Origin of the sequence: Frigoribacterium sp. MEB024 (genome assembly GCF_000878135.1) — a bacterium.
Classification (GTDB): Bacteria; Actinomycetota; Actinomycetes; order Actinomycetales; family Microbacteriaceae; genus Frigoribacterium.
In genome coordinates, this window is the sequence record NZ_JXQZ01000004.1 from 1 (window position 1) to 26,596 (window position 26,596).

The window sequence follows — 26,596 nt, forward strand, 5'->3', positions numbered from 1 at the left end:
GCCGCCTCCGAGTGGCGACCGCGAACCCACCTTCACCGAGATCCTCGGCGTCGTCCCGTCGTCCTCCGCCGAGGACGTCCTGACCGTGGACGCTCGGCACGAGCCCGAGCCCGAGCACGCCGTGCCCTCGGCGGAGGTCCCGGCCGCGTGGTCCCTGTCCGGCTCGGGCGAGGTGCCCCTGCTCGACGTCGAGCCGTCGCCCGGCGTCGAGTCGTCGTCCGACGTCGAGCGGTCGTCCGACGACGTCGAGGACGACGACGAGGGCCTGGACGATGCAGCCGAGGTGACGACCGCGACCGCCTTGTTCGCGCCTCCTCGGTCCGCCCGCGACGAGGCCCTCGACGAGGCCCGCGACGCCGCCGACGCCCCGGCCGTCGCCACGCCGGTGCTGCCCGGCGTCTCGATGAGCACCACCGCCGCTCCGGAGGGCGAGCGGCCGCGCCGTGAGGTCGGAGGAGCCGGCGTCTTCGTGCCGCAGACCCGTCCGGTGGACGAGAAGCCTGCCACGACACCCCGCGGGCCGGGCCTGGCCGACTGGGTCCGCGGACACCGGACGCTGGCCGCCGTCGGCGCCGGCCTCGTGATCGTGCTGTTGCTGGTCGCGTTGTTCTTCATCTCGCGCTCGCTCTTCGCGTCGACCGACGACCTGGGCTCCGACCCGTCCGTGGCGGCGGAGCCGACCGGGACCCGCACCGTGACCGCCGCCCCCGCGGCACCCGCCGCCGAGGTCGTTCCGACCGGCCCGCTGGCGGCCGGCACCCACTCGTACACCGACCTCCAGGGCGGCGAGTGCTTCTCGAGCTTCGAGTCGGCCTGGCAGCAGGACTACGAGGTCTCCGACTGTGCTCAGCCGCACGTGGCTCAGCTGACCCGCCTCGGCAGCCTCGACGGCGACGCGTCGGCCGCGTATCCCGGGACCGACGTGCTGCAGAGCCAGATGAACCTGCTCTGCACGGGCTCGGACGCCCTCGACCGCCAGGCCGCCGCGGCCTATCCCGACGTGCAGCTGCTCGCGAGCTTCCCCGCAGACGCCGACGCCTGGGCGGCCGGCGACCGCACGTATTCGTGCTTCGTCAACCGCAGCGGCGGAGAGGCCCTGACGACGAGCCTCGTCGCGGTGGCGGGCTGACGGGTCGACCCGCCCCGCGCCTCCTGGGGTGCTAGGCCTCGGATGGCACCACGTCGGACTCGACGGGTTCGCTGCGCACCAGCTCGTGCACCCCGGCCAGGATCTCGTTGGGCCGGAACGGGTAGCGGTCGATCTCGGCCTGGTCGCTGATGCCCGTCATCACGAGGATCGTGTGCAGTCCGGCCTCGATGCCGGCCATGATGTCGGTGTCCATCCGGTCACCGATCATGGCGGTGTTCTCGCTGTGGGCGCCGATGCGGTTCATCGCCGAGCGGAACATCATCGGGTTGGGCTTGCCGACCACGTAGGGCTCTTTGTTGGTGGCCTTCGAGATCATGGCGGCGATCGCGCCCGTCGCGGGCAGCACGCCGTCGGCGCTGGGCCCGGTCGCGTCGGGGTTCGTCACGATGAACCGCGCGCCGCCGAGGATCAGTCGGACGGCCTTGGTGATCGAGTCGAACGAGTAGTTGCGGGTCTCGCCCACGACGACGTAGTCGGGGTTCGTCTCGGTCATGATGAAGCCGGCCTCGTGCAGGGCGGTCGTCATGCCGGCCTCGCCGATGACGAAGGCCGAGCCGCCGGGCATCTGCGAGCGGCAGAAGTCGGCCGTGGCGAGCGCGCTCGTCCAGATGCGCTCTTCGGGCACGTGCAGCCCCGAGGCGCGCAACCGCGCGGCGAGGTCGCGGGGCGTGAAGATCGAGTTGTTGGTGAGCACGAGGTAGGGCGTGCCTTCGTCCTGCCATTGCTGGATCAGCTCGGCGGCACCGGGCAGTGCGTGGTTCTCGTGGACGAGCACGCCGTCCATGTCGGTCAGCCAGCACTCGACGTCTTCTCGTGAACCCATGCGGTCACCTTAGCGAGGTGCTCTGCGAGCCGAGGAGGCGCGGGTCGGGTCCGTGGAGAACACCTACCCTGGTCGGGTGCCCCAGGACGACGACCTACCCCCGCTCGAGCCCGAGGGGCTCGCCCGCCCCGACCGCCCGGACGACCCCGAACCGACCGTCGAGCCCGAGCACGGCGTCGGTCCCTGGCCCGGTGGCGAGGCCGACCGGCCGGACGGCGACCACTGGGACCCCGAGCTGCTCCGCATGGGCGACCGTCGCAACGTCGTCGACCGCTACCGGTACTGGACGATGGAGGCGATCGTCGCCGACATCGACGCGCACCGGCACCCCTTCCACGTCGCCGTCGAGAACTGGCAACACGACATGAACATCGGGTCGATCGTCCGCAGCGCGAACGCCTTCGCCGCCGACACGGTGCACATCATCGGCCGACGGCGGTGGAACAAGCGCGGAGCGATGGTCACCGACCGGTACCAGCACGTGCTGCACCACCCCGACGTCGAGACGTTCCTGGCCTGGGCGCGCGAGCAGTGCCTCCCCGTCCTCGCGGTCGACAACGTCGAGGGCTCGGTGCCGATCGAGACCTTCGACCTGCCCGAGCGGTGCGTGCTGCTCTTCGGCCAAGAGGGACCCGGTCTCTCGGCCGAGGCGATCGCGGGCTCGGAGGCGGTGCTCGAGATCTCGCAGTTCGGCTCGACCCGCAGCATCAACGCGAGCGCGGCGGCGGCCGTCGTGATGCACGCCTGGGTGGTGCGGCACCGCTTCTGATCCCTGCCCGGTCGCGTTGACGCGTCCGACATGTCACATATAAACTCTGGACCGTCGGCGGCCGGAGGGGGCGTCGGTTGTGACACGACCAGAAGCGAGGGCGCCCCGTGCCGCCGATTCCCACGCGACCCGCGTCCGACCCGACGCGGGTGTGCTTCGTCGCCGCCCCGTTGATGGCCCGCAGTGGCGTCTACCGCTCGACGCACGATCTCGTCGTCGAGGCCCGATCGCGGGGGCTCGACTGGCGGGCCGTGCTCGGCACGCGTCCCACGGCGCAGGGCCGACGAACCGAGACGCCGGGCGTCCGGGAGGTGACGATCACGCGGCACGGTCGCGCCGTCGTCGACGAGGTGCGCGAGGTGCTCGACGACGTGCCCGAGGTGGCGCGGGCCGACGTCGTCGTCACGCTCGTGACCCAGAGCGACGTCGCCTGGTCGCGGTCGACCGCCCGGCGGGGCCGGCTCTGGGTGGCCTGGGTGCGCGGCCTGCCGTGGCCCGCGCCGGGTGAGCAGTCGACGGCGCGGCGGGTGGCCCTCCGGTTGGTCGAGTCGGCCGCGCTCCGCCGAGCCGACGACGTGTGGGCGACGACCGAGGTCCTCGGGGCCGACGTCGCGCGCGTCCGACGGCCCCATCTCGTGCCCGCGGGCATCCGTCTGCCCGCCCGCACGTCCTTCGGCGAACGGTCGGTGCCCATGGTCTGGGCCGCCCGCCTCGACGTCGACAAGCGCCCTCGGGCCTTCGTGGACATCGCCGAGAGGTCCGGGGTGCCGGGGCGCCTGCACGGCCAGGGGCCGCTCGAAGCGGGGCTGCGCTCCGAGCTGCCCCCGATCGTGTCGATGCCCGGCTGGACGGACGCGTCCGAGCTCTGGGACGGCGCGGGGTTCTTCGTCGGGACGGCCTCGCGCGAGGCGTTCGGTCGCAGTGCCGTCGAGGCCGCGGCGACGGGCCTGCCGATCGTTCTCGGCGACCGGTACGGGGCCGCCCCCCTGCTCGTGACCGACGCCGAGCTGCGCCGACGCTTCGTCCTGCCCACAGGCGAGACGGGCCGGTGGATCACGGCGGTGCGAGACCTCGCCGGCGACGCCGACCTGCGGCGACGGATGTCCGACCACGTGGCGGGCAACGCGTCGCGCTCGTCCGTCACCGCGTCGGTCGACGCCGTCCATGACCGCCTCGTCGAGCTCGGCGTCGGCGGGTCCGCACGATGAACCGCGCGGCAGCCGTCACGGCGGCGAGGCGTCGACCGCTCCGCGTGGTCCAGTACGGCGTGCACGATCCCTCGTACCCGCGCAACTCCCGGCTCCGCGCGGTCCTCGAGGGACAGCTGGGCGCCCGGGTGCGCGTCGTCCGGCGCTCGAGGGCGGGGGCCCGGCCCCTGCGGGCACTGCGCGACCTGCGTTCGCTGTGTCGCGCGGCGGCGGGGGCCGACCTCGTGGTGCTGTCGGAGTTCCGCAGCAGCCAGGCGCTCGTGGTGCGCGCGGTGGCGTCGCTCAGTCGCGCGCGCCTCCTGGTGGACTGCTTCGTCCTGTCGCACGAGACGGCCGTCGGTGACTGGGGGCGTCCGTCACCGCGTTCGCCCGGGGCCCTGCGGCTCGCGGTGCTCGACGCGCTCGCCGTGCACTGCGCCCACCTCGTCCTCACCGACACCGAGCCGCGGGCGGCCGAGCTCGTCCGTCGGCACCGTCCCGCCGCCGTCGTGCTGCCCCTCGCCGTCGGGGCGCCGGGGTGGGCCCGATGGCAGCCCCCGCCGGAGCCGCACGACGACCTGCGCGTGCTCTACTACGGCGGCTACGTGCCCCTGCACGGGGTCGACCTGGTGGTCGACGCGCTCGCGGCGATCGACGGCCGCCGGGACGTCTCGATGGTCTTCGTCGGTGACGGACCCGATCGTGGACGCATCGAGGCCCGCGTCGCCGGGCTCGGACCCGGCGTCCGGTGCGAGTTCGTCGGCGCGGTGCCCGAGTCCGAGCTGAGGGGGTATGTCGCCCGTGCCGACGTCGTCCTCGGGGTGTTCGGCACGTCCGTCAAGGCCCGCGGCGTCGTCGCCAACAAGGTCTGGCAGGGACTCGCCTGCGGCCGCTCGGTGATCACGCAGCGGTCGTCCGCCCTGGCCCCCCTCGCCGCGGTGGTCGGCGGGTCGCTCGTCCAGACCGAGCCGGGGTGCGCCTCGTCGCTCGCTCAGGCGCTCGTCGACGTGCGCCCGTCGACCCCCTCCACCGACGTCGACGTGCACCGACGGCTCGACGAACTCGTCGCCGCATCGTGGCAGCCGCTCGCCGGACACCTCATGGCGCTGGTGCGGGGCGACCGCCGGGCTCGCCACGGGCGTGGTGCGAGGTCGGGCACGGGCCGCGATCGCGAGGGCCGATGACCGGCACACGGGGTGTGGCGCGGGCGGCGCGACAGATGCGTCGGCTCGCGTTGCACGTGCTCGTCCCGGCCGTGGGGGCGGCCGCGCCCCTGGCCGTCGTCCCCGCCGTGACGTCGACGGCAGGTGCCGCGGGCTGGGCCGCGATCGCCGTCGGGCTCTCGGTCGGGGTGGCCGCAGCCGTCGTGGCCGAGCTCGGTTGGGGGATCGTCGGCCCCCAGCGCGTCGTCCGGCAGCCCGCCGCCCGGTCCCGGCTCTACGCTGCCGCCCTCGCCAGCAGGCTGGTCGCCGTCGTACTGACCACGCCGCTGGCGGCGGTCGTCACAGGCCTCGTCGTCGTGGAACACCGCCCGGCGGCGGTGCTCGTCGCGGTGGGGGTGTCGCTCGGGGCGCTCAGCCCGGCCTGGTTCTTCATCGGTCTCGGCCGGCCGGTCGTCGTGCTGCTGGCCGAGACGTCTCCTCGGGTGGTTACGTCGCTGGCGTCGGCCGTCGCGATCGTCCACGGCGCCCCCCTCGAGGTGTACGGCTCCGGGCTGATCGTCTCGGTCGTCGCGGCGCTCGCGCTCGCGAGTCTGCTCGACGACGCCGCGCGTCCACCTCGCCGACGGGACTTCGCCGGAGTCCCGGCCACCTTGCGCGAGCAACGCGTCCTGGTGCTGGGGCGGGCCGTCACCACCACCTACAAGTCGTTGCCCTCCGCGATGTTGGGCGGTGTCGCCCCCGGCGCGGTGGCCGGCTTCGCGGCCGTCGACCGTCCACTGCGCATGGGGCTGCAGGTCGTCTCGGCCGTGCCCGACCGTCTGCAGACCTGGGTCGGGCACCCGTCGCCCGGCCTCGCCCGCCGACGCAGCCTCTGGTCCCTGCTCGCCAACGCCGTGCTCGGGCTCGTCGTGGGCGTCGCCTTCGCCACCCTCATGCCCTCGGTCGGTCGGCTGCTCTTCACCGGCGCGGTCGACGTCCCGCCGACGCTCGCCGTGTGGGGTGGAGTCCTCGCGGGGGTCGTCTGCGCCTCCCGGGGGGCCGGCCTCGCACTGGTCAGCGCCGGCCGCCCCGGGTGCACGACCCTCGCCGCGTCCTGCTCGGCCGCCGTCGGCGTGCCCGGGCTGCTGGTCCTGGGGGAGCGCGCCGGTGCCGCGGGGGCACTCGCCGCGCTCGCCGCCGCCGAGACCGTCGGCCTCGTCGTGCAACTCGTCGCCGTCGCCCACCGCCGCGGCGGCCACGGCCCCGGCAGCCACGGCCCCGGCAGCCACGGCCACGTCCGGGGCAGCCACGGGCGGCCCGACGACCTGGTGCCGCCGACGTGACCGTCCTGCTCGGTGTCCTTGCCGCACTCCTCGCCGTCGCCGTCGGTGGGCTGCTCGTGCCCGCCGACCGTCGTCGCGGCGTCGCCCTCGTCGTCGCGTTCGCCCTGCTGACGGCGGCCGGTTCGCTGACGGTCCCGACCGACGTCCGGGGCGCGGCGGTCGCCGTGGCAGCCGGGGTGACCGCGGCGGCGCTGCTCTCGCCTCGTGACTGGCCCGTCGAACGGGCACGAGCCTCGACGTGGACCCTGGCCTGGTTCGCCTGGGCCGTCGGCTGCGTGGTCGCCATCGCACCGTCGACCATCGTCTTCATGGCGCAGCTCGCCGTCGTGGGGCTGACGCTGTCGTGGGCGGTCGCCACGTCGTCCCGTGCCGACGTCCGGGTGTTCCTGCGCGGGCTCGTCGGCATCGGGGTCGCCCAGGTCGTCCTCGGCGTCGTCGAGCTGACGGTCATCCACCGGCCCGTGCCGTGGGGCCACAAGGTGCTCGCGACCGGCCGGTCGTTCGTCAGCGACAACAAGGTGCTGCCGGGTGACCTGATGCGGGTCGAGGGGTCGGTGGGCCATCCCATCCCGTACGCGGTCCTGCTCGCGGTCTGTCTCGTCGTCGTCGTGGTGGCCGAGCGCGGCGTCTTCTCGAACGCGGCGAGGTGGGCGGTCGTGCCCGTGCTGTCGACGGGCATCCTGCTGTCGGGCAGCCGCAGCGTGCTGACGGCGGTTCTGCTGGCGCTCGGCTACGTGGTGCTGACGACCGACCTGCGCCACCGGGCGGTCAAGATCGTGTCGTCGGTCTCGGTGGTGGTCGTGGCCGGCGCGCTGCTCGCCTCCGAGGTCGTGTCGGCCGTCGCGGTCCTGGTCGCGTCGGGCTCGTACGAGAACCGCGTCGGCGCGCTGCGGGCCGTTCCGGGGTTGGTGGCCCGACCGCCGACCGAGTCGCTCGTCGGCAGCGGCTTCGGCAGTGAGCCCGAGCTCTACGCCCGGGGGTTGCTGCCGCAGGAGGGCTTCACGGTGGTCGACAACCAGCTCGTGACGACCCTCGCGACGTTCGGCCTGATCGGACTCGTCCTCGTGGTCGGCGTCTTCGTCGTCGGTCTGACGAGGACCTCGAGGACGGGGACGGCGGTGACGATCGTCATGGCGACCGTGCTCTTCTCCTTCGACTACCTCGTGTGGTTCTCGATGTCGGGGCTCGCCTTCGCGTTCTGTGCCCTCGCCCGCACGGACGGCGCCCGTTCCGACGACGTCCGGCCCCACGGCGCCCGTTCGGACGACGTCGGGCACGACGACGTCCGGCCCGACCGCGTCGAGTCGTCGACGCTCAGCCGACGACGGGGCCGAGGTAGCGGCTCACCAGCGTGACGGCGTCGACGATCTGGCGGGTCGACAGGTCGTAGGTCGCGGCGTCGAGCCCGATCGGGTCGACCACGTCGTCGTCCTCCGGCCCGACGAGCGGCCCGCTGCCCCGGCGGGCGGCGACGAGGGCGACGGCGACCCGGAGGCGATCGTCGGGGGCCACGCCGTGCAGGGCGACGTCGGCCTGGGCCGGGGCGACGAGCGCGCTCAGCCGCGCGAACTCTCGCAGGGTGAAGGTGACGCGCGTGACGCGTGGCACCAGCGAGACGACCGCCCGGCGGTGCTCGCGGGCCATGGCCAGCACGAGTCCCGGCCCGGCGAGGGTGCCTTCGACGAGCTGCCGGGCCCGGTGTCGTCCGAGGTCGAGGCCCAGGTCGCGCGCCCGGTCGAGGGTGGGGCGGGGTGGCGTCGCACCCTCGGGGGCCCGGGTGCCGGCGCTGCCCGTCGAGGCGCCGGGCAGGACGGCCCCGGGCAGGGCGTCGGCGAGGAGGGCCGCGGCGAGGGGCGAGCGGCAGAGATTGCCGGTGCAGACGGTCAGGACGGTCGCAACGGTCGCGAGGGTCGGGACGGTCGGTGCGGGAGGCGTCATCGGCGTCGCTCTTCGGGCCCGGGGGTGGCGGACTGTGTCGTGAAGTACCCCGTGTACGAGCCGTACCCGTAGGCGCCGGCCCCCCGCGCCGGGACCATGGTGAGGACGACGCCCAGGGTGCGGCTGCCGATCTCGGAGACCGAGGTCAGTGCCTGGCGCAGCTGGTGGCGGGTGGACCTTCGTGCCGCGGCGACCACGACGACGCCGCTCACACACCGGCTGAGCACGGCGGCGTCGGTCACGGGAAGCAGCGGAGGCGAGTCGATCACGACGAAGTCGTACGCGGCTTCGATCTCGGTGAGCAGGCTCACCATCGCCATCGAACCCAGGAGCTCGCTCGGGTTGGGCGGCACGCTGCCCGAGGGCAGCACACGGAGTCCGAGGAACCCCCACGGTTGGACGACGTCGTCGAGTTCGGCTCTGCCGACGAGCAGGTCGGTCAGGCCGGCCGCTCCTTCGAGGCCCATCACCTCGGCGACCCGGGGGCGGCGGAGGTCGGCATCGACGAGCAGCACGCTCGCCCCCGTCTCGGACAGGCAGACGGCGAGGTTGGCCGCCGTCGTCGACTTGCCCTCGCTCGGCATGGCCGACGTGACGACGAACGATCGGCGGCTGCCCTCGAAGGCCAGGAACTGCAGGTTGGTCCGCAGTGCACGGAACGACTCGGCGAGGGGGCTGCGAGGCTCGTCGTGGACGATGAGCGGCGTGGTCGAGGCGTCCGCGTGGAATCCGACGGCACCGATCACGGGGGTGTCGCCGAGTGCCTCGACGTCGCCCTTGCCGCGGATGCGTGTGTCGAGGGTGGAGCGCAGCAGGGCGAGGACGACTCCCCCGAGCAGGCCGACCGCGGCGGCGAGGCCGATCCACAGCACGGGGCGCGGGTTGGTCGGAGTCGTGGGGACGACGGGCTCGTCGAGCGTCTCGACCGTGACCAGGCTGCTGCCGCCGCCCTCGGGCCGTTCGAGCTCGTCCTCGACCACGGTCTCGAAGCTCGCCGCCACCGCGCCCGCGAGTCGGGCGGACCGCGCGGGGTCGGTGTCGGTGACGCGGATCGTGATCAGAGAGGTGTTGACCGGACTGCTCGCCTCGACGCGTGCGGCGAGCTGTGCCGGTGTGGTGTCGAGCTGCCACTCGTCGATGACCGGTTGCAGGACGCGCCCCGAGGTGACGACGTCGACGTACGACCGCACCTTGGCCTGGGCCGCGCTGCTGCCCTGGACGAGGTCGCCGGCGTCGGACGCGCCGAGCGACGACACCGAGACGAACAGCTGGGTGCGGGACGAGTATGTCTTGGTCGTCAGCAACGACGCGACGGCACCGACCAGGACGGCTCCGATGGCCAGGACGACGATGAGTTGCCAGCTCGACCGGACCACGGCGACGAAGGCTCTGAGTTCCACGGGGGTTCCTCCAGGTGGTCGCGGTCAGGCCCGGGTGAGGGCCGCGAGCACGACGTCGGCCTTGTGGCGCCATGTGGCGTCGCGCGGGATGGCGGCCGGGCGCCGGGGCACGCGGGCCCCGTCCCTGGTCAGGGCGGCGAGGGCGGTGGCGTGGCGGTCGAGGTCTTCGACCACCACCCCGTCGAGACCCCTCTGGTCGACGCCGCAGATCGGGGTGCTCAGCACGGGGAGCCCGGCGGCGCGGTACTCGTAGGTCTTGATCACGTCACCGCCGACCTCGCGCTCGCCCACGTGGTGCGGGACCCACCCGACGTCGAAGGATCGCAGCAGCTCGGGGACGTGCGTGTAGTGGACGTCGCCCGTCATCGTCACGTTGGGCTCGCGGTCGAGCACCCGGTACTCGCGGTCGAGCACGGGCCCGGCGAAGACGAAGGTCGTGTCGCGGCGGGCGGCGACGGTCGCGAGGACTCCCGCGAGGTCGACGCGTCGTCCGATCTTGCCGACGTAGCCCACGGTCGTGGGCCCGATGGCCGTCGACCGCTGGTCGAAGCGGTGCGGGTCGCAGCCGTTGGGCAGCTCGACGACGTCGTCGCGGCCGTGACGGCGTGCCAGGTCGGCCGTGCCGGCGCCGTTCGCCGTGACGACGTCGGCGCGGTCGAACGCCACCGCGTACGCCTCGTCGACCGCGGATCGGACGCCGGCGAACGCGTAGTGACGGCTCCAGTCGTCGAGCAGGTCGAGGACGACGCGGCGCCGACCGTCGAAGGGGCTGGCGCCGTGCTGGGCGAGGGCGACGAAGGGGTTCCAGACGAGGGCGGGCACGTCGGCCACCGACTCGGGCAGCACCGGGTACGACCTCGCCGACGTCGCCCACCAGCGGCGGCGGTCGCGCGGGTCGGGCACCCGCGCCACCCTGGTCTCGACCGGATGGGTGCCGGTCGCGGGCCGCCCGGGCGGACGCCGTCGGACGACCCGCGTGAGGGCCGGCTCGGGGCGCGACACGACGGCGACGCCGCCGCGGTCGGCGAGGTCGTGGCCCAGCCACTCGATCAGGTGGCCGTCGCGGGTGCGGTAGCCCTCGCGCAGCAGCTTGTGCTGCCCGTGCATGGGGTAGGCGAGCAGGGCGGGGGCTCGGTCGGTGGAGACGGGCAGTCGGAAGGCGCGGTGAGGTCGCACGAGGGCCTCTCGGAGATCGGCAGGACGCACGGGCAGGTGCGGTGACCGCACGCCACCGTGACGGCGTCATGTCACGCGTGGCATGCGCAGTATTGCATTAAATCCACCGGCTCGGGTCGGGGTCGATCGGCCACGGCGACGACTCGTGGATGATGGGTGCATGACCTCCACGAACCTGCTCGGCGTGCCCGAGACCCGGCTGCCCGCCGAACCCGCCGTCCTCGCCGACCTCGAGACCCTCACCACGGCCGAGGTCGTCACGGCCCACCCCACGTCGTCCCTGGCCTGGGCGCTGCTCAGCGACGAGGCCGCCGCCCGCGGGGCCGAGCTCGAGGCCTACGCCTACGCCCGGGTCGGCTACCACCGCGGGCTCGACGCCCTGCGCAAGGCGGGCTGGCGCGGCCAGGGCCCCGTGCCGTGGTCGCACGAGCCCAACCGCGGCGTGCTGCGGTCTCTCTTCGCCCTCCGTCGGGGCGCGACCGCCATCGGCGAGACCGACGAGGTCGAGCGCCTGACGACGTTCCTCGGTGACGCCGACCCGAGCGTCCTGCTGACGCTCGAGGCCCAGGCGGGCTGACCGGCGCGACCGACGTCGAGAACGCAGGAGGCGCGGGTCACCCGACCCGCGCCTCCTGCGTTCCCGACGGCGACCGCCGCCGCGCCGGCCTCAGCCGATCAGTGACGGCCGCAGATCGCGCAGCGTGCGCGCACGCGTCATCCGGGAGGTCGCCACCCAGGTCAGCACGAGCGCGCCCAGCAGCCAGGCCGCCAGCACGCCGGCGTCGCCCCAGGCCGCGGCCGAGCTGCCGCCGTACATCACCTGGCGCAGGCCGTCGGTGGCGTAGCTCATCGGCAGCACGAAGTGCAGCGCCGCGAGCGGGGCGGGCAGGGTCTGCCAGGGGAACGTGCCGCCGGCCGTGACGAGCTGCACGACCATCAACACCAGGCCGAGGAACTGCCCGACGCTGCCGAGCCAGACGTTGAGCGTCATGATGATCGCCGCGAACGCCGCCGAGGCGAGGGCCATCAGTCCGATCATGCCGAGCGGGTGGGCGACCTCGAAACCGAGCGCCTGCGTGACGATCACGTAGAGCGCCACCATCTGGACGACGCCGAGCACGACCGGGGCCAGCCAGCCGGCCAGCGAGATTCGTACGGGGGCCTTGACGGCCGTGATCGCCCGCTTCGAGATCGGCTTCACGATCAGGAACAGTGCGTACATGCCGATCCAGGCCGCGAGGCTGATGAAGAACGGGGCGAGCCCCGCTCCGTAGGTGCCGGCACTGGTCAGCGCGGCGTCCTTCACCGAGACGGGGTCGCTGATGGCGCTGGCCTGGTCGTCACGCGTCTGCTCGGTGCTCGAGGGGATCTCGCCGAGTCCGCTCTGCAGCCCGTCGCGGAGCTGTGTGGTGCCGGTGTCGAGGCTGACCACGCCGTCGCGCAGCGAGGTGGCGCCGCTGCTCAGGGTGTCGAGGCCGGTCGCGAGGGTCGAGGCTCCCGTGGCGGCGCTCGCCGCACCCGTGGCGAGCTGCGACGAGCCGGTGGCGGCCGACGAGATGCCCTGGGTCAGGGCCGGCGTGGCGGCGGACAGGGTCGCGGCACCGGTCGAGACCTGGTCGGCGCCCGTGGCGAGCTGCCCCACCTGGGTGTTCAGCCCTTGGATCTGAGTGTTCGCGTCCTGGAGGGCGGTCGTCAGCGACTCGGTCGCGGGGGCGAAGGTCGCGGCGATCTGCTGGATCTGCTCGTCGGTGTACCCCTGCTGCCGCAGGGCTCCGGCGATCTGCTGCTGCGCCTGCTGCTGGGCGGCGGGCAGGGCGGCCGCGGCCGTCGCGCTCGTCGTCGCCGCGTCGGCCACGCCGGTGGCCAACGCGTCGTTGCCTGCCGCGACCTGGGCGGCGCCGTCCGCCAGGGTCTGGGTCTGCGCGGGCAGGTCCGTCGTCTGGGTCTTCAGGGTCTGCAGACCGGTGTCCAGCGCGGACGCGCCCGAGCTGAGCTGGCTCGCGCCGTCGGCGAGGGTGTGGGCCCCGGTCGCCGCGTCGGCCGCGCCGTCGGCCAGCTGGTTCGCCCCGGCGACGGCCGAACCGGTGCCGGCGACGAGCTGGTTCGCCCCGTCGACCGCGCTGCCCAGGTTCGCGCGCACGTCGGCCAGGCCGACCAGCAGTCGGCCCGCTGCTTCTTTGCCGACCTTCTCGGTGACCGACGCCCGGATGGTCTTCGCGGCCTGCTCGGCGATCGTGGACGAGAGGTAGCTGTTGACGTCGCTCGTCGCGAGGGTGATCTGTGCCCGCTTCGGGTCGTCGCCGCTCGCCGAGGTCAGGTCGTCGCTGAAACCCTTCGGGATCGTGAAGGTGAAGTCGTAGGTCTGGTCGCGCAGGCCCGCCGCGGCCTGGGCCGCCGAGACCACGTGCCAGTCGAAGTCGCCGCCGTCGGTGATCTGGTCGGTGACCTCGTCGCCGTAGTTCACCGTCTCGCCGTCGACCGTCGTGCCGGCGTCGGTGTTGACGAGTGCGGCCGGGATCTGGTCGAGCTTCGCGTAGGGGTCCTGGTTGGCCCAGAGGTACAGGCCGCCGTACAGCAGCGGCACGGTCATCAGCGCGACGAGTGCCAGGCGGGCGAGCGGGGTGGCGGTGAGGCGCTGCAGCTCGGAACGGACGAGGGCGTAGATCTTCACGGCTGGTCGCTTTCGACGGGGGTGTCGGTGGTGGTGGCGACCACGGTGTCGTCGGGGGAGGAAGGAGGGGCGGTGTCGGTCTCGGGCACGGTGTCGGTCTCGACCGCAGCCGTCGGGGCGAACTCGGGCGTGGGCAGCGACTCGATCGTCGCGAGGGCCGCGAACCCGGTGATCGTCAGCACCGTGTAGTCACGACCGACGAGGTCGTGGACGACCGAGAGCCAGGCGGCGACGTCGCCCCCGTGACGTTCGGGGGTCGTCACGATCAGCCCGCGTACCTCGGGACGCAGCACGGCCAACTCGCAGAGCAGGCGGACGCGCAGTTCGGTGGGCAGGGCGCTCAGGCGCGTCCGCTCGTGTTCGCGCAGGCCGATCTCGTCGAGCAGCAGTCGAGCCGAGGCCTTGTCGGCTCGGAGCCCGGCCAGGGCGAGTTCTTCCCGGGCGACCTGCACGACCGTGAGGGCGGCGAAGGGTTCGGCGACGGTGGGTGTGTCGACGAGGGCGAAGGAGGCGCGGATCGCCGCGTCGTCCGACCGGCCGTCGACCGTCACCCGGCCGGCCTCGGGGCGCATGCGGCCGCCCGCGACGAGCGATGCGAGGGTGGGCGCGTTCTCGGTCTCGACCGCCACGAAGCCGGGGGTCCAGCGGTCGGCGACCGCGCTGAGCGGGGGCAGGGCCGCCCCGGGGCCGTCGCCGATCGCGACGTCGTGCAGTTCGAGTCTCATGCGGGTTCTCCGGTCGGGGGCGTCGAGGAGGCGCCGGTCGCCTGTTCGGGAGGGAGCGCGAGTTCCGGGGCCGTCGCGACGAGGTCTCCGGCGGTGCGCCAGTCGAGGCCGACGACGCCGAGCACGGCGAGCATGACGAGTCGGTGGCCCTCGGCGCGGCTGAGTCGCTGCGTCGTGGCCTCGTCGAGCACCGACAGGGCGGCACCCTCGACGAGGTGCGCGAGCGTGCGGGGAGCGATGTCGTCGCGCATGCGTCCGGACTCGACGCCGCGCCGCACGACGTCGCGCACGGCCTTGCGGAGCGGGGCGAGCGCCTCGCCGACCTCGTGGGCCATCGGACCGCGCACGGTCAGCTGGGCCATGACCCGCACGTGCTCGACCTCGGCCCAGAGCAGGGCGGCCAGGGAGGCGAGCTGCACGACCGGATCCGCGATCGGGGCGGGTCGAGCGGCGACGGCGATGCGGGCGGCACCGCGGAGGCTGACCTCGCGCACCAGGTCGTCCCGCGTGGCGAAGTGGCCGTAGACCGAGCGACGCGAGAGGCCCGCCTCGGCGGCGATGGCTTCGAGCGACACGGACGGGTCGCGGTTGAGCAGCAACGCCGCGGCGGTGATCAGCGCATCGCGGTTCGCGGTGGCGTCACGGCGTGGCGCGCGGGTGGCGCGGACGAGGGGATCGGCGGCAGGCATGCCCTGATCGTACGATCTTGCACACCTTTGTGCAACTTATTTTGGCACCGCGGTCGTCGGTCAGCGCGAGCGGGGCAGGGTCGCTCGCAGCGCCTCCTCGTAGGCGTCGCAGACGGACCGCCAGGTGTAGGCGTCCGCAGCACGAGCGAGGGCCGCCTCGCTGAGGCGCTGCTGCTCGGCGGGGTCGTCGAGCAGCGCGGTGACGGCGGCGGCGATGGCGGCGGGCTCGGGCGCCACCAGGACGCCGGCACCGTCGAGCACCTCGCGGTTGTAGACGGTGTCGCGCGCGACGACGGGGGCGCCCGCGAACATGGCCTGCACCAGTGCGGGGTTCGTGCCGCCGACGCTGTGGCCGTGGAAGTAGGCCCCGGCGTGCTGCCAGAGAGCGTGCAGACGGTCGTCGTCGCTGACGTGACCGAGCCAGGTCACGCGGTCGTCCTCGTCGGCCAGGCCGCGCACGAGCTCGTCGAGCTCGCCGCCGTAGCCGGTCGAGCCGACGATGACCACGTCGTGCCGCTCGGCGATCGCGCGGGCCGCCTCGACGAACTCGACCACGGTGTTCTCGGGGACGAAGCGTGCGACGACGAGGGCGTACCCCCGGTGTCGCTGGCCCGGCTCGACCGGCAGGTCGCGGACCGGGTCGCCGCCGTAGGGGATGAACAGGCCGTCCACGCCGAAGTCGGCCTGCCAGCGCCGGACGATCTCGCGGGCGTCGCAGATCAGCCCGTTCGCGAAGCGCGCGCTGGCCTTGGCTCCGAGGCGGAACACCGTCTTCGCCGCGCGTCCCCACTTGGCACGCTCCCACTCGATGCCGTCCACGTTGACCAGGACGGGGATGCCGCGCAGCCTGAGCAAGGGCAGCCAGAAGCCGTTGGCCACGTTCATCACGAGGGCCGCGTCGGGCCGGCGCACGAGGGCGTCCAGCACGGCGGTGAGGCCGTAGCTCAGGGTGCTGAGGGACTTGCTCTCGACGCCCTTCGTCAGGCGGGAGGTCACGCGACGGTCGCGGGCGGGGTCGTCGTCGCGCGTCGACCCGTCGCGACCGTAGACCGTGACGTCCCAGCCGGCGTCGACCAGGGCGGGGGCGATCCGGCGCACCGCGGTCTCGAACCCGCCGTAGTAGCTGGGGTAACCGCGGGTGCCGATGACGGCGACCGACGGACGGCCGGTGGGAGCGTGACGGCGGCGGCGGCGGAGGCGTGCGGGCAAGGTCGGTGTCCGTTCGGTCGGGCGGGGTGCTCCTGCACGGTAGCGCACGACGGGACCTGCCCGAGATGACACGACTCGCCGCTCACGTCCTGGCGTGAGCGGCGAGTCGCCACCGTTCGGAGGGTGGCCGTCTAGCGAGCGCCCATCAGGTGCTCGAGGGCGAGCTGCTGCAGGCGCACGAAGCCGTAGCCGTGTCCACCGAAGTGGGCGTCGGCGTCGAAGTCCTCGTAGGAGGCGCGGTCGGCGAGCAACTGCTCGTAGCCTTCGCCGTCGGCGAGGGTGTTCACCGAGAGTTCGGCGACCTGGCTGGCGACCAGGGCCTCCTGCACCTCGGGGTCGGCGCGGAACGCCTGCGCGCGCTCCTTGAGGAGCAGGTACATCCGCATGTTGGCGGCCGCGGACTCCCACACGCCGTCGATCGTCTCGGTGCGCGAGGGCTTGTAGTCGAAGTGGCGCGGGCCGTCGTAGGTCGGTCCGCCCTGGGGCGAGCCGTGCTCGAGCAGGTCGACGAGCGAGAAGGCGTTCTGCAGGTCGCCGTGGCCGAACACGAGGTCCTGGTCGTACTTGATGCCGCGCTGGCCGTTGAGGTCGATGTGGAACAGCTTGCCCTGGTACAGCGCCTGGGCGATGCCGGCCGTGAAGTTCAGCCCGGCCATCTGCTCGTGACCGACCTCGGGGTTCACGCCGGCCATCTCGGGGTGCTCGAGCGTCTCGATGAACGCGATGGCGTGCCCGAGGGTCGGCAGCAGGATGTCGCCGCGGGGCTCGTTGGGCTTGGGCTCGATCGCGAAGCGCAGGTCGTAACCCTTGTCGAGCACGTACTGCGAGAGCATGTCGACGCCCTCCTTGTAGCGCGAGAGGGCGGCCTGCACGTCCTTGGCGCTGTCGTACTCGGCACCCTCACGGCCGCCCCACATGACGAAGGTCTTCGCGCCGAGCTCGGCGGCGAGGTCGATGTTGCGCAACACCTTGCGCAAGGCGAAACGACGGACGCCGCGGTCGTTCGAGGTGAAGCCGCCGTCCTTGAAGACGGGTGCGCTGAAGAGGTTCGTGGTGACCATCGGCACGACGATGCCGGTCGCGTCGAGCGCGCCCTTGAGGCGGTCGATCTGCTTCTGGCGCTCGGCGTCGGTCGAGCCGAAGGCGAACAGGTCGTCGTCGTGGAAGGTCAGTCCGTAGGCGCCGAGACGGTCGAGGTTCTCGACGGCCTCGACGACGTCGAGCTGCGGGCGGGTCGGGCCGCCGAAGGGGTCCGAGCCGTTGTAGCCGATCGTCCAGAGGCCGAACGAGAACTTGTCTTCGCGGGTGGGGGTGGTGGACATCGGTGTCCCTTCCAGGGTCGAGCGGGCGGTCACGTGGGGCGATCCCGCCCCTGCGTGAATGTTGTGAGACTCAACATATCCGGTCGTCGCGTCGATCGGAAGGGGCGCGGGTCATTTGTCGCGGGCTCCCACAAAAGACTTGCGCGCCGCGTCGCGGCTGTCGTAGTGTCTCGACCCGCGGCGGTCGAAGCGCTTCCGCATCCGTTCGACATCCGACAGCGAGGTCATCATGACGACGATCCACGACGTGGCCCAGGCCGCCGGTGTGTCGATCTCGACGGTCTCGTACGCCCTGTCCGGCAAGCGTTCGATCGCGGCGTCGACCCGGCAGCGGGTCACCGACGCCGTCGAGCGGCTCGGCTACCGACCCCATGCCGGAGCCCGCATGCTCGCCGGCGCCCGGACCAACATCCTGGCGCTCAGCGCGCCGATCCGGCCCGACAACCACCAGCCCACCCAGATGCGGTTCGTCACCGCCGTCGTCGAGGCGGCTCGTCGTCGGGACTACGACGTGCTGCTGCTCGCCACCGACGACGAGGTGTCGGGCATCCGTCGCGTGGCCTCGAGTTCGCTCGTCGACGGCGTCGTCGCGATCGGCGTGGCGACCGTCGACGAACGCGTCGACCTCGTCCGCGAGCTCGACCTGCCGGCCGGCTTCATCGGCATCCCACAGGGCGTCGACGACCTCGCCTGCATCGACCTCGACTTCGCCGCAGCTGCCGCCGAGAGCGTCGATCGCCTGGCCGACGCCGGGCACCGGTCCATCGGCGTCATCGGCCACCCGGCGTCGTACGGCGAGCGTGACACCGGCTTCATCCGTCGCTTCGACGACGCCTTCGCCACCCGCGCCGACGGCCGCGGTGTCGAGACCCTGACCGTGGCGGCGGACCTCGGGCGGGCGTCGGCCGTCCGGGCGTTCGACGACCTCCGCGAGCGGTTGCCGGGCATGACCGCGCTCGTGCTGCACTGCAGCGAGCCCACCGCCGAGGCCGTCCTCCAGCGCGTCCGGCGCCTCGGGCTCGAGATACCTCGGGACCTCTCGGTGCTGGCGGCCTGTGCCAGCTACCCCGCCGACGAGTTCGAGCCGGCCCTCGACACCATCCCGCTGCCGATCGACGAGATGTGCTCCCGGGCGGTCGAGGCCGCCTTCGAGCGGATCGACGGCCGTCTCGACACGGGCGTCGAGCTGATCGCACCCACCTATCTGGCGAAGGGCTCGGTCTCCGGGCCGGCCCGCGCCTCCTGAACGTCCACCGACCGCACCACCGCAACAACGCAGCACCGCACCACCGCACCACCGTCATCCGACGGACAGAACACATCGCTCCACGCCGATCGTCGAAACGCTTCGACGGCCCGCAGGGGGCTTCTACGAGGAGGTAGACACATGAAGAAACGACGCATCGTCGCCGTCGGGACGGCCCTCGCGGCCACCGCGGCCCTGCTGACCGGCTGCTCGGCCGGCAGCGGAGGGTCCTCCGACCCCAACGTGCTGAAGCTCTGGCACTTCGAGAGCGAGACCAGCGCGATGGGCATCGCCTGGGACCAGGCCATCAAGACCTTCGAGGAAGAGACCGGTGCGAAGGTCGAATTCGAGGAGAAGAGCTTCGAGCAGATCCGTTCGACCGCCAGCCAGGTGCTCAACTCGAACGAGGCGCCCGACATCCTCGAGTACAACAAGGGCAACGCCACGGCGGGCCTGCTCGCGAGCCAGGGGCTGCTCGCGAACCTCGACGACGCCGTCGACGAGTACGGCTGGGACGACGACCTCGCCCCGTCGATCGCCACGACCTCGAAGTACGACGAGAAGGGCGTCATGGGCTCGGGCAGCTGGTACGGCATCCCGAACTACGGCGAGTACGTCGAGGTGTACTACAACAAGGACGCCTTCGCCGAGCAGGGCATCGCGGTGCCCACGACGTACGACGAGTTCGAGGCGGCCCTGCAGACCTTCGCCGACGCCGGCATCACGCCGCTCGCCGAGGCCGGTGGCGAGTACCCGCTCGGGCAGTTGTTCTACCAGCTGGCCCTCTCGAAGGCCGACCGCTCGTTCGTCGACGACTACCAGCTCTACGAAGGTGACGTCGACTGGCAGGGCCCTGAGCTGACCTACGCCGCCGACAAGCTGAAGGAGTACGTCGACAACGGCTGGATCTCGAAGGACGTCACCGGCATCAAGGCGGAAGACATGGGCACGACCTTCATGAGCGGCGGGGCGCCGATCATGGTCTCCGGCAGCTGGTGGGCCGGGCGGGTCGCCGACGAGGCGACCTTCGACTGGGGCACCTTCCTGTTCCCCGGCAGCGACATGGCACCGGGGTCGGGTGGCAACCTCTGGGTCGTCCCCGAGAACGCGGCCAACAAGGACCTCGCGTACGAGTTCATCGACATCACGATGCGCCCCGAGATCCAGAACCTCATCGGGAACAACGGCGGCGTGCCGGTCAAGGCCGACCCGGCCGACATCACCGATCCGAAGAGCCAGGAGCTCATCGCGAACTTCAACACCCTGCTCGACCGCGACGGCCTGGCGTTCTACCCGGACTGGCCCACGCCGACCTTCTACGACCAGCTGGTCGCCGGCACCCAAGAACTCGTCAACGGCACGACCACGCCGGACGAGATGCTGACCACCCTGGGCGACCAGTACCAGAGCGGCGTCGACGACATCACCGGGAAGTAGCCGTGACCTCCCTCGACACCCGACCCGGTGCCAGGGAGGCGCGCCCCCGTCGCGAGGGCCGACGCACGTCGTCGGCCCTCCCGCCGGAGGAGAGCCTCCTGCCCGGAGCCCGCCGCGCGGGCTTCTGGCTGTACCTGATCCCCGGCTTCGTCCTGTTCACCGTCGTGATCCTGGTCCCGCTGATCTGGAACGTCTACCTCAGCTTCACCGACTACCGCGGCATCCGCCCACCGACCTGGGCGGGGCTCGACAACTGGCGCGAGCTGATGAGCGACGACCGGTTCTGGACGTCCTTCCTCAACAGCGTCTTCCTGATCATCGCGATGGTGGTCGTCCCCACGGTGCTGGGCCTGCTGCTCGCCGCGATGCTCTTCGACCTCATCGGCCGAAAGTTCGGCGGCCGTCTCGCGTCGTTCCTGCGGGCGACCTACTACCTGCCGCAGATCCTGCCCGTGGCGATCGCCGCGATCGTCATCGGCTGGATACTCCGCCCCGAGAACGGCGCCCTCAACACCGTGCTCGACGCGGTGGGGCTGGGCGCCCTGCAGCACAACTGGCTCGGCAGCCCCGACACCGCCCTGCTCAGCATCATGGTGGTGATGGTCTGGGTGCAGCTCGGCTATCCCGTCGTCATCTTCATGGCCGCCCTGCAACGGGTCGACCCCGAGCTGTACGAAGCCGCCGAACTCGACGGCGCCGGCTGGTTCCAGCGGTTCCGGGCGATCACGGTCAGCATCATCCGCCCCGAGATCTTCGTCGTCGTGCTGACCTGCACGATCGCCGCGCTGAAGGTCTTCGGGCCGATCTACGCCCTGACCCGCGGCGGCCCCGGCGACTCGACGATCGTGCCGAGCTACTACGCGTACAGCGAGTTCTTCCAGAGCCAGCAGGTCGGCTACGGCGCGACCATCGCGACGGCGCTGACGCTCGTCATCGTCGTCATCACGATCTTCTTCATCCGGGCACAGAACCGGGTCGAACGAGCAGAGAGGGACCGCTGATGGCCACGACCGTCGCGCCGCCGGTGAAAGACGACCGCATCCGTCCCGCGGTGCCCAGCCCGCGCCTCCCGAAGGCCGATCGACGGGGGCGCAAGAAGACGGCCACCGACTGGCTGATCCTCGGCGCGGCGATCGCCTTCGGCGTGCTGATCGCCCTGCCGTTCCTGTTGATCCTCGTCAACTCGTTCAAGTCGCCCGCCGACTACACGGCCGGTGGGCCGCTCAGCCTGCCGACATCGCTGTACTTCGACGGCCTCGTGGACTTCTGGAACCGTGTCGAGTTCCCCGCCAAGCTCTGGAACAGCTTCGTCATCGCCGGGCTGGTGGCCCTGTTCGCCGTGGTCATCTCGGTGTTCAACGCCTACGCGCTCGGCATCGGTCGGGTGCGCGGTCGCACCTGGATCATCGTGCTGTTCCTGCTGGCGAACATGCTGCCGCAGGAGGCCCTGCTCTACCCGCTGTACTTCATGTTCAAACAGGTGGGCCTCTACGACAACATCTGGGCGGTCATCATCATCTTCACGGTGATCCAGAGCGCCTTCGGCACCTACCTGCTCTCGAGCGTGTACGGCACGTTCCCGAAAGAGGTGCTCGAGGCGGCGTCGCTCGACGGGGCGAGCCGGTGGCAGATCCTCTGGCGGGTCATCGTGCCGATCAGCCGGCCGACCCTGTCGGTGCTCGCGATCTTCTTCTTCATCTGGACCTGGAACGAGTTCCTCATCCCGCTCACCTTCCTGGTCTCGAACGGCAACCAGACGGTCCCCGTCGCCATCACCGCCCTGCAGGGCGACCGGCTGATGGACGTCACCACGACGAGCGCGTCGGCCCTGCTCGGGTTGATCCCCACGCTCGTCTTCTTCCTGATCTTCCAGCGCACCCTGACCCGCGGCATCACGGCCGGCGCGGTCAAGTGACGCGTTCCACCCCGAAAGGCTCCACATGAAGTTCACCGACGGTTTCTGGCAGATCCGACCGGGGGTCGAGTCCCTCTTCGCCCAGGAGGCCCACGACGTCGAGGCCCGGGAGGACGGACGCTGGATCGAGGTCACCGCGCCCACCAAGGTGATCGCCTCGCGGGGCGACACCCTCAACCGCCCGACGCTCACGATCGCGCTGAGTTCACCGATGGAAGGTGTCATCGCCGTCGACGTCACCCACTTCGCCGGTGGTCGCGACGAGATCGGGTTCGACCTGGTGGGCTCCGAGGGCGGCCCCGCCGGAGTGGGGGTCGTCGAGACGAGCGAAGGAGGCGCGACCCTGACCTCGGGACGCCTCACCGCCACCGTCGGTCGCGGGGCACCGTTCGAGCTGACGTTCCGCGACGGCGACACCGTGCTCACCCGGTCGGGCCACAAGTCGGTCGGCTACCACCGGGTCGCCGCGGACGCCCAGGTCGACGGGGCGATGCTCGGCAACGCCCGGGCCGGCACCGGACGCGTCCTCGCGCCGAGCTACGTCTCGCAGCAACTCTCGTTGGGCGTCGGCGAGCTCGTCTACGGCCTCGGCGAGCGGTTCGGCCCGTTGGTCAAGAACGGCCAGACGGTCGACGTGTGGAACGCCGACGGCGGCACGTCGAGCGAACAGGCCTACAAGAACGTCCCGTTCTACGTGACGAACCGCGGGTACGGCGTCCTCGTCGACCACCCGGGCCACGTCTCGTACGAGATCGGCTCCGAGTCGGTCGAACGGGTGCAGTTCTCGGTGGCGGGCGAGACCCTGCGCTACCTGGTGATCGCCGGCCCGACCCCGGCCGACGTGCTCGACCGCTACACGCGGCTGACCGGCCGCCCGGCTCACGTTCCGGCCTGGTCGTACGGCCTGTGGCTGTCGACGTCGTTCACGACGGACTACGACGAGGCGACGGTGACGGGCTTCGTCGACGAGATGGCCCGCCGTGACATGCCGGTCAGCGTGTTCCACTTCGACTGCTTCTGGATGCGTGAGTTCCAGTGGTGCGACTTCGAGTGGGATCCCCGCGTGTTCCCCGACCCCGAGGGCATGCTCGCCCGGCTGCACGAGCGCGACCTGCGCGTCTGCGTCTGGATCAACCCGTACATCGGTCAGCGCTCGGCGCTGTTCCGCGAGGCGGCCGAAGCCGGTTACCTCGTCCGGAACCCCGACGGCAGCGTCTGGCAGTGGGACCTCTGGCAGGCCGGCATGGGCCTGGTCGACTTCACGAACCCCGAGGCGACGGCCTGGTTCCAGGGGCACCTGCGTCGTCTGCAGTCCCAGGGCGTCGACGCCTTCAAGACCGACTTCGGCGAGCGCATCCCCACCGACGTCGTCTGGCACGACGGCTCCGACCCCGAGCGCATGCACAACTGGTACACGCAGCTCTACAACCGGGCGGTCTTCGAGGTGCTCGAGGAGGTGCGCGGCGAGGGCGACGCCGTCGTCTTCGCCCGCTCGGCGACGACGGGCGGTCAGGCGCTTCCCGTGCACTGGGGTGGCGACTCGACGTCGACCTTCGAGTCGATGGCCGAGACCCTGCGCGGCGGACTGTCCCTGGCGATGAGCGGCTTCTCGTTCTGGAGCCACGACATCGGCGGCTTCGAGGGGACTCCCGACGCCGAGGTCTACAAGCGGTGGACGGCCTTCGGTCTGCTGTCGAGCCATAGCCGGTTCCACGGCAGCTCGTCGTACCGGGTGCCGTGGGCCTTCGACGACGAGGCCGTCGAGGTCACCCGCCGCTTCACGAAGCTGAAGCTGTCCCTCATGCCCTATCTCTACGCCGCCGGGCTCGAGTCGTCGCGCTCGGGACTGCCGGTCATGCGACCGATGGCCCTGGCCTTCCCCGACGACCGAGGCGCCGCCCACGTCGACACGCAGTACCTCCTCGGCGACGACCTGCTCGTCGCGCCGGTCTTCTCGGCCGACGGCACCGTCGAGGTGTACCTGCCGGCCGGACGCTGGACGAACTGGTGGACCGGCGACGTCGTCGACGCGGGCGCCGGCGTCTGGCGCACCGAGGTGCACGACGTGCTGAGCCTGCCGCTCTACGTGCGTGAGGGGGCGGTGATCCCGGTCGGTGCGCGGGACGACCGCCCCGACCACGACTACCTCGACGGTCTCGTGCTCAAGGTGTTCCCCGGCGGGGACGGCACCCGCTCGCTCACGGTGACGACGCCCGGTGGCGAGTCCGCCGACTTCGTCGTCACGCGGTCAGGAGGCGCGGTGTCGGTCGAGACCGCCGCCACCGGCTGGCAGATCGACGAGGTCTGACGCCGGGCGGCGGCGGGCGGCACCGTGGCGGGCGTCACGACCCCGCCGACGCGCCGCTCGTCGAGGTCGAGGTAGCCTCGATCGACGGAGGGGTGGGGCGTGACGACACAGCAGGGCGGTGGCGAGACCGAGGCGACACCCGACCTCGGTGCTCGGTTCGACCGGGTCCGGCGCGACAACCTCGCGACGGTGCTCGGCATCGTCCACACCGACGGGGCCACCTCGCGGTCGGCCCTCACGCAGGCGACCGGGCTCAACCGGTCGACGATCGCGGCGCTCGTGGGCGAACTCGTCGACCGGGGGCTCGTCGTCGAGACCGACCCGGTCGGCACCAACCGGGTCGGGCGTCCCAGCCCCGTCGTGGCCCCGAGCCCCCGTGTCGTCGCGATCGCGGTCAACCCCGAGATCGACGCCGTCACGGTCGGGGCCGTGGGGCTCGACGGCGTCGTGCAGCACCGCGTCCGTCGTGAGACCGACGGGGTGCCCAGCGCGCCCCAGGCCGCGGCGCTCGCCGCCGAGGTGATCGCCGAGCTGCGGTCCACCGCGCTGTCTCCCGACGTGCGGGTGCTCGGGGTGGGTCTCGCGGTGCCCGGCCTGGTCGGCTCCGACGGGGGAGTGGTGCGCCTGGCCCCGCACCTCGGCTGGATCGACGAGCCGTTCGCGGCGGTCGTCGCGTCGGCGACGGGGTTGCCGACGCGGGCCGCCAACGACGCGTCGCTCGGTGCGGTCGCCGAGGGGCGCTTCGGAGCCGGGCGGGGCGTCGACGACCTCGTGTTCCTGAACGGCGGTGCGAGTGGTGTCGGCGGGGGAGTCCTGATCGGCGGCAGTCCGGTGACCGGCGTGGGTGGTTTCGCCGGTGAGATCGGGCACACCCTCGTCAACTCGGTCGGTCAGCTCTGCCACTGCGGCGCCGTGGGCTGCCTCGAGACCGAGGTCGGGCAGGCCCGCCTGCTCGCCGTCACGGGGCTCGACCGCGGTCAGGTCGACCAGCTCGACGCGGCGCTCGCCGGTGCCGAGCCCGGTTCGTCCGTGGCCGTCGAGGTGCGGCGTCAGATCGACTTCCTGGCCGTGGCTCTGCGGGGCGTCGTCAACTCGTTCAACCCCGAGCTGATCGTGCTCGGCGGCTTCCTCGGATCGCTGCACGCGGCCGACCCCGGCCGGCTCGCCGAGCGGGTCCGCGGTCAGTCCCTGCCCGGCGCCCGCGACGACGTGCGGATCACCCGAGCCGCGCTCGGCGTGGACCGGCTGACGATCGGTGCCGCCGAACTGGCCTTCGCCGCCGTGCTGGCCGACCCGGCGTCCGTGACCCGCGCCTCCTGACCCGACCCGCGCCTCCTGCCGTCGTCCTCGTGGCGGGCAGGCGGGCAGGCGGGCCGGAGGGGCCACCCGCAGCCGGGGCTGCTCGCCGCCGCGTCAGGCGTGCGTGTGCGGTTCGGAGTTCGCCCACACCGACGCCGCGGCGACGCCGGCCAGCTCGACGCTGCCGACCGCGCGGTCGTGCGCGTCGGTCAGCACGACCTGCAGCGAGCCGGCGTAGTCGCGACGCTCGCCGACGCGGACGTGCGCGCCGACCCGCAGGTCGAGCGAGCTGAGGTAGCGCAGCAGCTCGGGTTCGTCGTCCGAGACGCGGACGACGAAGCCGCACTCGCCCTCGACGAAGTCGCCCAGCGGGTGGGCGGGAGGCCGCACGACCGTGCCGTCGGCCGAGGGGATCGGGTCGCCGTGCGGGTCGGCCGTGGGGTGTCCGAGCTCGAGGTCGAACCGGTCGAGCAACCGGTCGCTGACCGCGTGCTCGAGCACCTCGGCCTCGTCGTGCACCTCGTCCCAGCCGTAGCCCAGTCGTTCGACCAGGTACGTCTCGATGAGGCGGTGGCGACGCACCATGGACACGGCGATCGCCCGGCCCTGGTCGCTCAGGGCGATGCGCCGGTAGGGCTCGTAGTCGAGGTAGCCGTCGCGGTCGAGCTTGCGCAGGTTGCCCGAGACGGTCGACGCGCTGACGCCGAGCGTGGCGGCGATCTCGTTGGTCGAGATGCCGGAGTCGCTGCCGGCCTCGGCCCACTCCTCGGCCTTCCAGATGACCTTGAGGTAGTCCTCGGCCATGGTCGTGCGCGTGCTGGCCGGGTCGCTGGGCATGGTCCGATCC

Annotated in this window: 23 protein-coding genes; 13 read left to right on the forward strand and 10 right to left on the reverse strand. The window is 72.3% G+C overall.

Going from position 1 to position 26,596, the window contains the following annotated elements; translation table 11 throughout:
• Nucleotides 1-1,129: septum formation family protein (locus tag SZ60_RS01705; protein ID WP_043593126.1), on the forward strand; the 1,129-nt coding region annotated here is incomplete at its 5' end.
• 31 nt (nt 1,130-1,160) lie between these two features.
• Here SZ60_RS01705 and SZ60_RS01710 read toward each other — a convergent pair.
• Nucleotides 1,161-1,973: an HAD-IIA family hydrolase gene (locus SZ60_RS01710; protein ID WP_043593128.1), complete on the reverse strand. Its 813-nt coding sequence runs from the start codon at nt 1,971-1,973 to the stop codon at nt 1,161-1,163.
• Nucleotides 1,974-2,049: 76 nt separating this feature from the next.
• Between SZ60_RS01710 and SZ60_RS01715 the strand changes: the two genes are divergently transcribed.
• The 5 genes from SZ60_RS01715 to SZ60_RS01735 all read left to right on the forward strand — a co-directional run bounded on the left by SZ60_RS01715 (nt 2,050) and on the right by SZ60_RS01735 (nt 7,769).
• A complete protein-coding gene (locus SZ60_RS01715; protein ID WP_231567028.1) occupies nt 2,050-2,742 on the forward strand; it encodes a TrmH family RNA methyltransferase in 693 nt (230 codons plus the stop codon).
• A gap of 107 nt (nt 2,743-2,849) precedes the next feature.
• Nucleotides 2,850-3,950, forward strand: a complete 1,101-nt coding sequence (locus tag SZ60_RS01720; protein WP_156155446.1) for a glycosyltransferase — start codon at nt 2,850-2,852, stop codon at nt 3,948-3,950.
• On the forward strand, nt 3,947-5,113 hold the full coding sequence (locus SZ60_RS16235) for a glycosyltransferase (RefSeq protein WP_052505081.1): 1,167 nt from the start codon (nt 3,947-3,949) through the stop codon (nt 5,111-5,113). Before SZ60_RS01720 ends, SZ60_RS16235 begins: the two co-directional genes overlap by 4 nt.
• Complete coding sequence (locus SZ60_RS01730; RefSeq protein ID WP_156155447.1) at nt 5,110-6,414, forward strand: hypothetical protein; 1,305 nt, start codon at nt 5,110-5,112, stop codon at nt 6,412-6,414. Before SZ60_RS16235 ends, SZ60_RS01730 begins: the two co-directional genes overlap by 4 nt.
• Nucleotides 6,411-7,769 (forward strand): hypothetical protein, encoded by a 1,359-nt coding sequence (locus SZ60_RS01735; protein ID WP_043593132.1) that lies wholly within the window; start codon nt 6,411-6,413, stop codon nt 7,767-7,769. Before SZ60_RS01730 ends, SZ60_RS01735 begins: the two co-directional genes overlap by 4 nt.
• Here the strand turns inward: SZ60_RS01735 and SZ60_RS01740 are convergent.
• Genes SZ60_RS01740 through SZ60_RS01750 form a run of 3 tightly spaced genes read right to left on the reverse strand, consistent with a single transcriptional unit; the run spans nt 7,729 to nt 10,928 of the window.
• Nucleotides 7,729-8,352: a hypothetical protein gene (locus SZ60_RS01740; protein ID WP_043593134.1), complete on the reverse strand. Its 624-nt coding sequence runs from the start codon at nt 8,350-8,352 to the stop codon at nt 7,729-7,731. The two genes, SZ60_RS01735 and SZ60_RS01740, sit on opposite strands and share 41 nt — an antisense overlap.
• Nucleotides 8,349-9,752 (reverse strand): polysaccharide biosynthesis tyrosine autokinase, encoded by a 1,404-nt coding sequence (locus SZ60_RS01745; protein ID WP_043593136.1) that lies wholly within the window; start codon nt 9,750-9,752, stop codon nt 8,349-8,351. Before SZ60_RS01745 ends, SZ60_RS01740 begins: the two co-directional genes overlap by 4 nt.
• Nucleotides 9,753-9,776: 24 nt before the next feature.
• Nucleotides 9,777-10,928 carry a glycosyltransferase gene (locus tag SZ60_RS01750; RefSeq protein ID WP_043593175.1) on the reverse strand — a complete coding sequence of 384 codons (1,152 nt, stop codon included), beginning with the start codon at nt 10,926-10,928 and terminating at the stop codon, nt 9,777-9,779.
• 160 nt (nt 10,929-11,088) lie between these two features.
• Between SZ60_RS01750 and SZ60_RS01755 the strand changes: the two genes are divergently transcribed.
• On the forward strand, nt 11,089-11,505 hold the full coding sequence (locus tag SZ60_RS01755; protein ID WP_043593138.1) for a DUF3151 domain-containing protein: 417 nt from the start codon (nt 11,089-11,091) through the stop codon (nt 11,503-11,505).
• 90 nt (nt 11,506-11,595) lie between these two features.
• Here the strand turns inward: SZ60_RS01755 and SZ60_RS01760 are convergent, their stop codons facing one another.
• The 5 genes from SZ60_RS01760 to xylA form a co-directional block, all read right to left on the reverse strand.
• Complete coding sequence (locus SZ60_RS01760; RefSeq protein WP_043593140.1) at nt 11,596-13,599, reverse strand: YhgE/Pip family protein; 2,004 nt, start codon at nt 13,597-13,599, stop codon at nt 11,596-11,598.
• Nucleotides 13,596-14,324, reverse strand: coding sequence for a hypothetical protein (locus SZ60_RS01765; protein WP_052505082.1), 729 nt, complete (start codon nt 14,322-14,324; stop codon nt 13,596-13,598). Before SZ60_RS01765 ends, SZ60_RS01760 begins: the two co-directional genes overlap by 4 nt.
• On the reverse strand, nt 14,321-15,013 hold the full coding sequence (locus SZ60_RS01770; protein WP_043593142.1) for a TetR/AcrR family transcriptional regulator: 693 nt from the start codon (nt 15,011-15,013) through the stop codon (nt 14,321-14,323). Before SZ60_RS01770 ends, SZ60_RS01765 begins: the two co-directional genes overlap by 4 nt.
• A 60-nt stretch (nt 15,014-15,073) precedes the next feature.
• Nucleotides 15,074-16,222, reverse strand: coding sequence for a glycosyltransferase (locus SZ60_RS01775; protein ID WP_043593143.1), 1,149 nt, complete (start codon nt 16,220-16,222; stop codon nt 15,074-15,076).
• Between the two features lie 131 nt (nt 16,223-16,353).
• Entirely contained in the window at nt 16,354-17,544 is a 1,191-nt protein-coding gene (gene xylA, locus SZ60_RS01780) for a xylose isomerase (protein ID WP_043593145.1), read from the reverse strand.
• A 229-nt stretch (nt 17,545-17,773) separates the two neighbouring features.
• Between xylA and SZ60_RS01785 the strand changes: the two genes are divergently transcribed.
• From SZ60_RS01785 to SZ60_RS01810, 6 genes are all read left to right on the forward strand, one after another.
• On the forward strand, nt 17,774-18,790 hold the full coding sequence (locus tag SZ60_RS01785) for a LacI family DNA-binding transcriptional regulator (protein WP_043593146.1): 1,017 nt from the start codon (nt 17,774-17,776) through the stop codon (nt 18,788-18,790).
• 141 nt (nt 18,791-18,931) lie between these two features.
• A complete protein-coding gene (locus tag SZ60_RS01790) occupies nt 18,932-20,227 on the forward strand; it encodes an ABC transporter substrate-binding protein (protein ID WP_043593148.1) in 1,296 nt (431 codons plus the stop codon).
• Nucleotides 20,228-20,229: 2 nt separating this feature from the next.
• On the forward strand, nt 20,230-21,228 hold the full coding sequence (locus SZ60_RS01795; protein ID WP_082059778.1) for a carbohydrate ABC transporter permease: 999 nt from the start codon (nt 20,230-20,232) through the stop codon (nt 21,226-21,228).
• The gene (locus tag SZ60_RS01800) at nt 21,228-22,142 is read left to right on the forward strand and encodes a carbohydrate ABC transporter permease (protein ID WP_043593150.1); all 915 of its coding nucleotides are present in this window, start codon (nt 21,228-21,230) and stop codon (nt 22,140-22,142) included. Before SZ60_RS01795 ends, SZ60_RS01800 begins: the two co-directional genes overlap by 1 nt.
• 25 nt (nt 22,143-22,167) lie before the next feature.
• Entirely contained in the window at nt 22,168-24,450 is a 2,283-nt protein-coding gene (gene yicI, locus SZ60_RS01805; protein ID WP_043593152.1) for an alpha-xylosidase, read from the forward strand.
• Between the two features lie 99 nt (nt 24,451-24,549).
• Entirely contained in the window at nt 24,550-25,770 is a 1,221-nt protein-coding gene (locus SZ60_RS01810) for an ROK family transcriptional regulator (protein WP_043593153.1), read from the forward strand.
• A 93-nt stretch (nt 25,771-25,863) separates the two neighbouring features.
• Here the strand turns inward: SZ60_RS01810 and SZ60_RS01815 are convergent, their stop codons facing one another.
• Complete coding sequence (locus SZ60_RS01815; RefSeq protein WP_043593155.1) at nt 25,864-26,586, reverse strand: metal-dependent transcriptional regulator; 723 nt, start codon at nt 26,584-26,586, stop codon at nt 25,864-25,866.
• Nucleotides 26,587-26,596 lie beyond the last annotated feature (10 nt).

Bases quoted from the DNA above. Each gene is read 5' to 3' on its own strand.
- SZ60_RS01785 (WP_043593146.1), top strand. From the start codon at position 17,774: ATGACGACGATCCACGACGTGGCCCAGGCCGCCGGTGTGTCGATCTCG.
- SZ60_RS01770 (WP_043593142.1), bottom strand. From the start codon at position 15,013: ATGCCTGCCGCCGATCCCCTCGTCCGCGCCACCCGCGCGCCACGCCGT.
- yicI (WP_043593152.1), top strand. From the start codon at position 22,168: ATGAAGTTCACCGACGGTTTCTGGCAGATCCGACCGGGGGTCGAGTCC.
- SZ60_RS01790 (WP_043593148.1), top strand. From the start codon at position 18,932: ATGAAGAAACGACGCATCGTCGCCGTCGGGACGGCCCTCGCGGCCACC.
- SZ60_RS01765 (WP_052505082.1), bottom strand. From the start codon at position 14,324: ATGAGACTCGAACTGCACGACGTCGCGATCGGCGACGGCCCCGGGGCG.
- SZ60_RS01710 (WP_043593128.1), bottom strand. From the start codon at position 1,973: ATGGGTTCACGAGAAGACGTCGAGTGCTGGCTGACCGACATGGACGGC.
- xylA (WP_043593145.1), bottom strand. From the start codon at position 17,544: ATGTCCACCACCCCCACCCGCGAAGACAAGTTCTCGTTCGGCCTCTGG.
- SZ60_RS01815 (WP_043593155.1), bottom strand. From the start codon at position 26,586: ATGCCCAGCGACCCGGCCAGCACGCGCACGACCATGGCCGAGGACTAC.
- SZ60_RS16235 (WP_052505081.1), top strand. From the start codon at position 3,947: ATGAACCGCGCGGCAGCCGTCACGGCGGCGAGGCGTCGACCGCTCCGC.
- SZ60_RS01755 (WP_043593138.1), top strand. From the start codon at position 11,089: ATGACCTCCACGAACCTGCTCGGCGTGCCCGAGACCCGGCTGCCCGCC.
- SZ60_RS01740 (WP_043593134.1), bottom strand. From the start codon at position 8,352: ATGACGCCTCCCGCACCGACCGTCCCGACCCTCGCGACCGTTGCGACC.
- SZ60_RS01800 (WP_043593150.1), top strand. From the start codon at position 21,228: ATGGCCACGACCGTCGCGCCGCCGGTGAAAGACGACCGCATCCGTCCC.
- SZ60_RS01730 (WP_156155447.1), top strand. From the start codon at position 5,110: ATGACCGGCACACGGGGTGTGGCGCGGGCGGCGCGACAGATGCGTCGG.